The following is an 11,263-nucleotide window of genomic DNA, read 5'->3' as shown; positions in this document are numbered from 1 at the left end:
GGAAAAAGAAGGATTGAGTCCCTGTTACCAATGCCGGAAGCAGCCCTCAAGATGTTGGAGAAGGTGAAGCATTTCGGGATTGATTATGTTTAGAGCAAATCAGACACCAATGATTTCCAAATCATCGCATCTTATGACATTGCTTTGAGCAGTCTGGAGATCATTCAGATGTATGGAAAACGCTGGAAGATTGAAACGTTCTTCAAAATGGGCAAGACTTACCTGAATCTGACGAAAGAATATGAGGATCCCAATTAAGATGCCATGGTTGCTTTTATTTTAATTGTCTTCTTACGCTACAGCATGATTTGTCTTGAAGTTCGCAATCATGAGGATGCAAAAACTTTCGGTATCCTGTTTTTCGCCCTGTGTGATGAAATCAGAGATGGTTTTCGGTTTTCGAATCGCTGGCCCAAATCTTTTTCGAGGCTTTTTCTGAGGTCAGATCCGCTTTTTGTTCAAATGTTGATGTGATCTCATCTGCAAATGCTCTTTTAGATACTTTTGTCAGTCGTATTCCGAAGCATTTTGGATTGGATTTCGCAAAGCCCTGTTATTCAAAATGATTTTGTTAAGGTGCTATTTTTGTAAAGGGTTGTACTTTTTGGTCTTGTTTCCTCACAATTCTTTGGGAGAAGGTTGAGAATTATAATATAAAAAAGTTTGGTTAAATAAACGCCGCATGTAAAATAACCATATTAAAAAGAACTCTGCGTTTAATTAAAAAGTAATTAAAAAGCATACTAAAGGAATTTAAGATAAAAAGAGGTGAATTATGAAAAAGAAAACTTTGGGCATTCGGATTACATTGATTGCAATAATTATTTTCTTGGTAAATGCTTTTACAGTCAATGCATACCAGTTGGATTTAGGGGGGGAAGAAACAATCATTAGAGATGGAGATGTTTTTAATTCAGCCAAAGCTGATGAACAGCAACAAAAAGAATTGGAAATATATCAGGCTACCGGAGTAAAGCCTGAAAATTATGGCGCACGTGAAGATGTGTTGAGTGATCTTAATATACCACCGCGAATTACCTATGACGAAAAAACTCTTCCAGCTACAGTTCCAGTCAGCTATGATTCGCGAAATTATGGGAAAGTTACGTCTGTAAAAAATCAAGGTTCATATGGCACCTGCTGGGCACATGCTGCTATGAATGCAGAAGAATCAGCAATAATTAATAACAGAGTCACAACGACAAATCTTGATTTTTCAGAACTGCAATTCGCTTATTTTTGTTACCATCGTGTTGCAGATCCTTTAAATCTGATCACTAATGATAAAGTAAATAATATTAGTTCATATAGTTGGTTAGATGTTGGACATAATACATCTTTTTCATCTTGGACTGCTGCCAGTTGGACTGGTCCGATTCATGAATACCTCGCCCCCTATTCTAGTGCTGATTCAAACATGACATTGGATAGTTCATTATCTTATTGGAATGATGCTGGACATGTACAAAATATTTACAGAATCAATAGCGCAGATACTAATGCTATCAAGACACTAATCATGGAATATGGATCAGGTGTGATTCAATATTATTCCTACTCTTTATTCTATAATACAAATTATGCTTATTATAATGATTACTTCACATCTATAAATCATATTGTAAGTGTAGTTGGCTGGGATGATGATTATTCCAAGTACAATTTTAAAAAAGGTTATGTCTCCGGAGATTATCCGCCTGAGAATGGAGCTTGGTTGATTAAAAACAGCTGGGGTTCTGGTTGGGGAAATAGTGGATACTTCTGGCTTTCCTACTATGATACTTCCATTGACAATACTTTCTTCTTTTTTGATACTGAGTCATCTAATAATTATGATCGAAATTACCAATATGACGGATCAGCAGGTTCGGCATATATGACTAAAGTAGACAAGATGGCAAACGTGTTCACTTCACAAAAGAATGAACGGATTGAAGCTGTTTCATTCGCTTCAAACGAAACAAACATAGGCTATACGATAAAAATTTACACAAATGTTATTGGAACAACTAATCCAGAATATGGGACTTTATCGGCTGTAATTACTGGCACAGAAACTTATGCAGGCTATCATACAGTTAAGCTGACAAACCCGATTGCAATCACATCGGGTACGAAATTCTCTGTTGTTGTAGATTTAGCCGCCAATGAAAATAGTTATTTTATTGACTATTCCTATACAAACGGTAACTGGATACAATTTGTTAATAATTCATCAGCAGGTCAAAGTTTTTATTACAATAGTAAGTGGTATGATATGGCTTCCACTTCATTAGGTTGCGCCCGAATCAAAGCGTTTACTAATTATAAACAAAATATCGCCTCTGATTTTGATGGAAATGGTACAACCGATGTAGCTTTATTTCGACCGTGGCATGGTGAATGGTTTGTCAAAGACCAGTTATATGAAGTGTTTGGTTTATCTGGTGATATTCCAGTGCCAGGTGACTATAACGGAGATGGAAAGACTGATGTAGCTGTATTCCGACCGTGGAGTGGTGAATGGTTTGTCAAAAACCAGTTCAATGGAGTGTTTGGTTTATCTGGTGATATTCCAGTGCCAGGTGACTATAACGGAGATGGAAAGACTGATATAGCCGTATACCGGCCGTGGGAAGGTGTATGGTATGTAAGAAATCAATTCAACGTAGGTTGGGGCACTTCTGGAGAAATTCCAGTACCGGGAGATTATAACGGAGATGGAAAAACTGATATAGCTGTATACCGGCCTTCAAATGGTGTATGGTATGTAAGAAATCAATTCAATGTAGGCTGGGGCACTTCTGAAGAAATTCCAGTATCGGGAGATTATAATGGAGATGGAAAAACTGATATAGCTGTATACCGGCCTTCAAACGGTACATGGTATGTAAGAAATCAATTCAATGTAGGTTGGGGCACTTCTGAAGAAATCCCAGTACCGGGAGATTATAACGGAGATGGAAAAACTGATGTAGCTGTATACCGGCCTTCAAACGGTACATGGTATGTAAAAGACCAGTACAATGTGCAATTTGGTTTGTCTGGTGATATCCCGATTCCGAGTAGAAAATAACTGGTCACTAATGAAACAGGAAAAGAATTAAAATGCACCGTGAATTTAATATAAGTAAACATGATGGATTGAAATAAGGTAAAAAAAAAGCTAAGTGCAATTTATAAACATTAAAGTGGAGCAAAAGGAAAGAGGCTTCACTTTAATGTTTTTCCTCCTGATAAATGCATGTTTTTACTGAGTGCGTAATCCGGTGAATTTGGGTTCTTCCGCAAAGCCCCTGGCGACAATTAGAAATGGATATGGCGACAATTAGAAATGCCCATTAGGAATAATACACCTGAAAGGTGTGCAGGGCTATAGCAGTGGGTACAGCTGAGCCCCTGGATAAACAACTATTCAATGGTTTCTTCTTGCATGCGTTGAGTAGCTTCTTGGGCGCGGTGGCTGGAGATCTCCTTTCCACCTGACTTTAGAAGATAATCGATAACAACAGCTTATTTGGAGCTTGAAATGCTGAAATTACCTCAGGATTTCAAGCTTTTTCTTTGCTTCATATTAGTTTATTAATGTCCTGTTATGAACTGTTATTTCCTTGACTGCGCCTTGGACGTCGAGTATAATTCAGACATAAAATGTTTTATGGAGGCTTGTCATGTATGTAGCTATTTCAGGGAATGGACACGCGCGCGTTATCCAGTATCGTGAAGACACAAGAATTCCTGGAACAAAGAAAAAGACTACACATGTCGTCAAGACAATTGGTAATTATGAAAGAATGCTGGCCGATGATCCTGACATAATCGCAAAACTCCGAGAGGAAGCAAAAGAAATAACCCGCCAAAAGAAAGAGGCAATTGCACCCATCCAGATATCTCTTCCGGTAAAACAGATCGAATGCGTTGAAGATTGCACGCCAAGATATCAATTCGGACATGCGATCATCAGGCAGATATGGAAAAAGATGGGATTAGACAAATTTTTTATAGACAACTGCGGGAAGCGAAATGCCGAAATGGTTGCCAATGCTTTATATTATCTTGTTGCTCACCGATGCATCAATCCTGACAGTATAGTCAGCAGTCAGAAGGAACAAACTGCATACGCTGGCGTATACCCGGTTGGCCTTGATGTTTGTTATGATGTTCTGGATGTCCTGGATCAGCAAAAGGAAACCGTTATTGAGCATCTTTCAAGTTTCTTAGGAAAGGCAACGGATCGTAATGAGAAGGTGACCTTTTATGACGTAACGACATATGCATTTGAAAGCACGCAATGGGGTGAATTACGGATGTTCGGGTTTTCAAAAGATCACAAAAACAATGAAGTACAAGTTGTTATGGGACTACTGATCGACAGTAATGGCATTCCGATCACCTATGAACTGTTTCCGGGGAATACGATGGATCAGACCACACTGACAAAGGCTGTCGAAAAGCTGAAACGTTTGTACAATTTGGACAAGATAACGATCGTTGCAGATCGTGGCCTGAACAGTGGCACCAATTTGGAGTTTCTATACAATTCCGGGCATGACTTTGTTATAAGCTACACGCTGAAAAAGTCACCACAAGCTTTTCGTAATCTGGTATTCAACGATACTGACTGGAAAGAAATCAGGGATAATAAAACCGGAGAAGTTCTCTCAAAAAGCAAGATTAGCGAAGAGTACCTTGAAGTTCATGTTCCAATCGATAACAGTAAAAAAACAGATACGCCCAAAAAGAGAGGCCGCCCCAAAAAGTACGATATGATGCGGGTTCCCGTGAAAATACATATGACCTGGACAAAGGAACGGGCGACAAAAGATCGGTTGGATCGGGAACAATTGCTTGCGAAACTTGGAAAACGTCTGGATAAGCCATATCAATTGAAGGCTGATATGAGACGTGGTTGCAACCAGTTTCTTGCCATGGAACTGGATACGAGTGATTGGATGATTGATAACGCCAAAGTCGCGGAGTCCGAAAGGTTTGATGGTTACTATGCATATATCACAAACAATCTTGATCTGGACACTGCCAAGGTTACGGGGATTTACCGCGGATTGTGGAAAATCGAAGAAAGCTTCAGAGTGTTGAAAACTGACTTGCAAGCTCGCCCTGTGTTCGTTTGGAATGATGCCCATATTCGTGGGCACTTCTTACTTTGTTATCTTTGTCTGTGTATTATTCGTTATATCCAGTTTTTATGGAACCAACAGTACAAAACTTCAATTTCGGCTGAAGATATTATGCGTTCAGTTCGTGAAGCTGAAATCCTGGTACAGGGTAAGTTTCCCCGTTGCGTGGTGACGCCCACGATTACTGAGCAGTCTTTTCTCGATCTTGCTCAACTTATCGGTTGCCCTCCTTTGAAAACGAATATGACGTTGACTCAATTCCGGGCTGCTACCAAACTCGACCTTTCTATTAACCTTAGATAAGAGGACAAATTCTCCAACCGTTTTTTGGCTCATTTTATCTTTTTCTTATGAGTAACTTGCGTTTCGTTCTCCTAAAGTCGGGAAAAAGCTAAGTGCAATTTATAAACATTAAAGTGGAGCAAAAGGAAAGAGGCTTCACTTTAATGTTTTTCCTCCTGATAAATGCATGTTTTTACTGAGTGCGTAATCCGGTGAATTTGGGTTCTTCCGCAAAGTTGAGAGTACTTTTATCATTACAAAATAATCTTCGCACGTAATAGTGATATCCGGGCTCTTCCATACATCGTCCGTTTTATCATTTTCAACCGGTTATTACAACCCTCAACAAATCCGTTTGAGTAAGGATAAATCACTGCATTCTGAACAGCTTCATAATCGTTCATCAAGCCATTCGTGTTTTTTGCAAGGGTCAATTCCTCAACCCCATTTGATTCAAATTTTTCGGTACTTTTCTGCTTAACTTTCTGTCCGATATTTTAGCATAGACCCGGTTGAGTAACAATCTATAAGTAATGAAAAATTCGCTCAGAGGATATTTTGAGGCATTTAACCTTGGACTATTTTCTTGAAAGTAAAAAATATATCTTTCGAGGAATATAGGCAATTATCCGACCAATTTTAAATGTTTTCGATTTATACATTCTCGCCAATTCCTGTTCCTTCTGGCACAATGTGTCTTGTAAACGGGTTATATCATTATTTAACGAGTTTATTTGATTATTTTGGTTGTTAACCCATTTCTCTATCAAAACAAAACGTTGGTTGACATCATCTGCGAATTTGTCTACTACAGTAAAACGCTGATTGACATTATCTGTGAAATCGTTGATCGCAGTAAAACGCTGATTGACATCATCTGCGAATTTGTCTACTACAGTAAAACGTTGGTTGACATCGTCTGCGAATTTGTCTACTACAGTAAAATGTTGGTTGACATCGTGTGCGAATTTGTCTACTACAGTAAAACGCTGATTGACATTATCTGTGAAATCGTTGATCGCAGTAAAACGTTGGTTGACATCGTCTGCGAATTTGTCTACTACAGAAAAACGCTGGTCGACATTATCTGTGAAATCATTGACTGCAGTAAAACGTTGGTTGACATCGTCTGCGAATTTGTCTACTACAGAAAAACGCTGATTGACATTATCTGTGAAATCGTTGACTGCAGTAAAACGCTGGTTGACATCGTCTGCGAATTTGTCTACTACAGTAAAACGTTGATTGACATTATCCGTGAAATCGTTGATCGCAGTAAAACGTTGGTTGACATCGTCTGCAAAATTGTCTACTCTGGCAAAACGCTGGTCGACCGTAAGTAGTTTTTCACTGAAAAAATCGTACGTTGACATCGGTTTTTTGGGAATCATTGGAGTAAGGGTACTTTTAAGCCAGTTTATGCTTCGTGCTTTTTCCTTGTTTAAAATCAAATAAACTTTGTCATAATCGATCTTCATAAGGTACTCGAACTTGTTCTCAAGTTGTTGTGCATTGAAAATGAGCCTGTCTCCTAATCCGAGCAAATTCAGCAGGGATGTGAATCTAGTTATTCCCCTTCTTTTGTTTGCTATTGCGATAAAGGGTTTTCTATAGATGATTGCAAAACATATCCCATGGAATGAATCGGCAATTACAAAATCACTGTCTACAATATCTCTCAACCAGTCCTCGTTGTAAGTGGAACTGCTTGCAGAAATATGCCACCATTCCCCGAATCTATCATTCTGATAATTAGAATCTGAGAAGATATTACAATTCAACCCTAACGTTTTGGATATGGATGTGAGTATCTCTTGTTTATCATCGTCAGGATCCAGTATATAGGCTGCGATATGTTTTTCTTTCGGCTTGTGTCCCTTTGCGACCAGAGCGTCATAGTGCTTTTTATCACACAAAAATACGGGATCAAGAACAAAATCCGCGTCAATGCCGAAAGCATTTTTGGCTAAATCAACACCGCATTTTTCTCTAACCGAAAACCGATCAAATTTATTCATAAAATAAGACATTTCAGCTCGGGTTTCATCCGATCCTTCGAAATAATCAGCACCAAAAGATGCAGCATATGCAACTTTTTTCTTTCGGTCACTTACCCAATCCAGCGTTATATATTTACCAAATTGATGATACAAATTGTCTCTGAAAAGTTGGTCTGATCCAACCAAAAACATATCGCAAAAGTTATTGAGTTCTCTCATTTCAATCTTACTTTGATATAAATGTGCAAGATCAAAGGAGCGATACGGATTGTATTTGAACCTAATAGGCATATCATGCGGTTTCCATATAGAATCTGTCGGCCGTTCAATCATGAGAGGCTCAAAGCCCATATCGCGTATCACTTGATACAGGGCATAATAGCTCATATTGGAGCCATAGTTTTCTACACTCCATATTCCAACAATTCCTACATCATATCTGCTTTTCAGTGAATACTCCACTGCTTGACGGAAAGGCATGTATCTTGAGAGTTCATAGAATCTATTGCGTGCCGGATGCGCCGGAAAATTATTAGTAACCCGATTGTTCATAATCCATGCAAGAGGAACTTCTTTACATAACTTACTCCCGGTCTGAGCTATTTGCAAAAGCTGTTCTCCCTTTTCGTTGTTGACAAGAATTACACTTGTCCCCTTTTTATCGTTCAGCGACGGATCATAAGCATCTATCCCATGAAAATCTCCTATCGAAATATCCCCCTGCCTCGGAAAACCAAAAAAACGACAATTTTCGCATGCCTTATTCATGAGCAACCTAGGATGATAGGCTTGTTGATACATGTCATCATCCAAATGACGGATTTGCTCAATTCCATCCTTAAAAACAACCTTGTGTGTATCGTCAAGCCAACCCGTGTTTTTTACACGAAATTCGTATTTACTAATATTTCTTATACCAAACGTATCTTCTAGATACTCTTTAAAATGGAGTTGTGAAGGGGAATAATGACAGAATAAATCTATGGTATATAAATTCTCATATTTATTATTGAGAAAAGCGTTTAACCCTGCAACTTGACAAGGGCAACCGGTAAACAAAACCGGGGTACCTTTCCCCAAACGAGATTTAACTTCTCGATAGATGGTTCCTATATAGCTTTGCAGATATTTTGAATGACGCAGTCGATCCAGGTTATCTTCATGATCAATAATAATATGCTCCACACAAAAATTTTGGTCCCATGCTGCCCCGCAAACAACTCCCCCAGTTTCTAACATTTTTTTTGCGATAAGAGGGAATACACCGCCGGATGAACTTTCGGAACGGGTATAATCATCTGCCATAAATGCATAGCAGGGTGGTGTAGCTACATTTTTGTAGGACGGATGAAGCGTTGGACAAATATCAACACACTTGCCACACTGGATACACTTTGCATGATCAAACAACGGGCGATAGAAGCCATTTACGTCAGGATGCAATTGTATTGCATCCGTGGGGCAGGCATTCGCACATGAACCGCATCCAGAACAATAAAAGTTTTGTGGGAGATTCTCAGGTTTTGCTTTAATGAAGCATAAAAATGATTGATTTGTACCCCGTTGACTCCGATCTATGAGTATGAATCCTTTGTTTTGGAGTGAGCTGATTATTTCATCTGTTGATAAATCATTTAGCCATCCGCGGCTTCGCCGATAATTAATATCAGGAAAGGCTTCCAAACAACTATAAGATAAAATAATTTTTTTCACAACCAAAGAAATTTGTTCAAAAAACCATTCTGTATCTTCGATATATTCCAATATACTTGAAAGGAATGCCACATCAGCTTGCAGATCAGGAAACTCTTTTTTATTGAAATTGCAGACAATTGTCTGTTCGCATCTTGCGACGAAATCTACTGGAAAGTATGTTATAGACTCAGGGATCAATTTTTTTAAATACATCTTTCCGGCACCTAAATCAAGAATAGATGTATCCTTATTATCGATATACTTCGATAATGTCAGAATCCTTGCCTCATATATCCGCCAGTCAAATCCTTGCTCCATCTCTCGGTCTTTCCAACACTTCTGTGTTTCGTTGTTTTTGTTCTCCATTTATGCTAAATCTCCCGAAAAATAACGACCAAGCTGATTGCAAAACTCTAGTGCTCGTTCAAGCGTCTGATCCATATTATAACCCGAGTTTTACAGTGAATAATTAAGTCCACATAAGAACAATCTGCGAAACACGAGGAAAATAACTCCAGAAAGCAATTTTTCGCGTGTTTTCTAATTAGGGGTTGTTCCATATTATGCAAGTTGTGGAATAGCCCCATTTTTTCTTCCAAAATTAATGAAAATATTGAACTTGCACAGGATTAAAATCCAATCTAAAAATTGCGACAAAAAATCTCTTAGCCTTTTAGCTAAGTTCAGAACTACAAAATACAGAGCAATCATGACCTTGCATGTATGTTCAGTCTTTCCTTTGATACAATCCATTCCATAGAACCGTTTCCCTTCACCAAATTTGCCTTCAACAGCATTCCGTTTTCTGGAATCCATTTGGGCAATTTTTCTTTCCGCTTTCTCCTGATTGACCTGTTTTCTGCCAAGTTTTGGCCCACTCAGTCGTATTCCTAATTCAGCACATTTTCGCCGGTTTTCTTTTGTTCGATAGATTTGATCTGCCAGAACAGCTTCCGGATAATGCCCCGTGCGAAGTTTATACGCTTCTATCTGTGACCAAAGGTCTTCACTTTCATTGTAGGAATCGAATTGGACGCGATCCAAATATGAATACCCATCAATTACGCTGATTGACATCATCTGCGAATTCTGTTTTATTTTTTGCTTTTCCCCGGACAATCGGACGAATGTATGGCTGTGAAATGCTGACAATCCGGTTTTCGACATTATGCTTTTTTGCGCGATACATTTCCTCCTGTTGTTGATATACCAGACGAGTTGTCTCCAATTCCCTTTTTTGTTTCTCACTCAATAATTCAATTAAACCCGGCTCTTTTTCCAGCATCTGATCGATAGTTTTGAAATTCCTCCTGACATAGCCGATTTGTGCTTTTATTGCATTTCGGATCGCTCTTTGACTTGGATTCCGGTTCTTTGCAAACATCAAATACTTTTTTCGGGCAGTTTTTCGATAAGTCCTTGGTTTCTTTTTCCGTTCGCTGCTTCCAGCATACATGATGTCGATGATTTTTTCCTGCTTTTCCCTTCCTTCATTCAATAGATCGGTATCTTTCGGATATCGTATATCGGAGGGTACGCAAGTTGCATCAATTATCAGTTCGCCCTTGTTGTCACCTTTTCTCTCATCATCGCTCTTTTTTCCAGCCGTATTTGAATTTTCTCCGGGACGTCCGATTTCCTCAATCAGTCCCATAATCATCCCCAGATCGATCCTGTCTCGCCATTTGCTCAACATACTGTAACTGAATGGCAGCTCAAATTCAAACCTTTCCAACCCGATAAAGTATTGTAAGTACGGACTTTCCACAATTGCTTCTATCGTTTTCCGATCTGACAAATCCATCATTCGCTGGATTATCAACGTCCCCAATCCCATTCTTACCGGATGCGCTGTGTGCCGGGATTTCTCAGAAAATTGTTTGGCATATTCTTTTTCAAAACTATCCCATGGGATGATTTCTGCTAATCTTACCCATCGGTTTTCCGGATTTAAATTCCGATCGAATTGATACCACTGAGCGGTTTTACACAAATCTTGCTGTTGATTCTTTCGCAGATACATCGGCTTTTCTTTCTGATTGATGCAAGGTTTTTTGGTTCTTTTTGCTTTTTTCCGTGCACTAATTGTATCAGAAAGATCCTTTTTTATCCAATTTTACTCGTAGTTTTATGCCATCCTTAACAAATATTTCCTTTAGGAACAACCCC

4 protein-coding genes and 1 pseudogene are annotated in these 11,263 nt (G+C 38.8%); 2 read left to right on the top strand and 3 right to left on the bottom strand.

Annotated elements, in window-relative coordinates:
- Positions 1-775: 775 nt before the first annotated feature.
- Together ATC1_RS00030 and ATC1_RS00025 are read left to right on the top strand one after the other, a co-directional pair.
- The gene (locus ATC1_RS00030; protein WP_062276713.1) at positions 776-3,055 is read left to right on the top strand and encodes a lectin like domain-containing protein; all 2,280 of its coding nucleotides are present in this window, start codon (positions 776-778) and stop codon (positions 3,053-3,055) included.
- A 595-nt stretch (positions 3,056-3,650) separates the two neighbouring features.
- Complete coding sequence (locus tag ATC1_RS00025) at positions 3,651-5,420, top strand: IS1634 family transposase (RefSeq protein WP_062276710.1); 1,770 nt, start codon at positions 3,651-3,653, stop codon at positions 5,418-5,420.
- A gap of 233 nt (positions 5,421-5,653) precedes the next feature.
- Here ATC1_RS00025 and ATC1_RS00020 read toward each other — a convergent pair whose 3' ends face one another.
- The 3 genes and pseudogenes from ATC1_RS00020 to ATC1_RS00005 form a co-directional block, all read right to left on the bottom strand.
- Positions 5,654-5,893 (bottom strand): transposase, encoded by a 240-nt coding sequence (locus ATC1_RS00020; RefSeq protein ID WP_062276706.1) that lies wholly within the window; start codon positions 5,891-5,893, stop codon positions 5,654-5,656.
- Between the two features lie 84 nt (positions 5,894-5,977).
- Positions 5,978-9,460, bottom strand: a complete 3,483-nt coding sequence (locus ATC1_RS00015) for a polysaccharide pyruvyl transferase family protein (RefSeq protein WP_062276704.1) — start codon at positions 9,458-9,460, stop codon at positions 5,978-5,980.
- A gap of 195 nt (positions 9,461-9,655) precedes the next feature.
- Positions 9,656-11,117, bottom strand: a pseudogene (locus ATC1_RS00005) (IS5 family transposase).
- Between the last annotated feature and the right edge of the window lie 146 nt (positions 11,118-11,263).

Source organism: Flexilinea flocculi, from assembly GCF_001192795.1.
GTDB classification, from domain to species: Bacteria; Chloroflexota; Anaerolineae; order Anaerolineales; family Anaerolineaceae; genus Flexilinea; species Flexilinea flocculi.
This window is presented reverse-complemented; position numbering and strand designations above follow the sequence as displayed.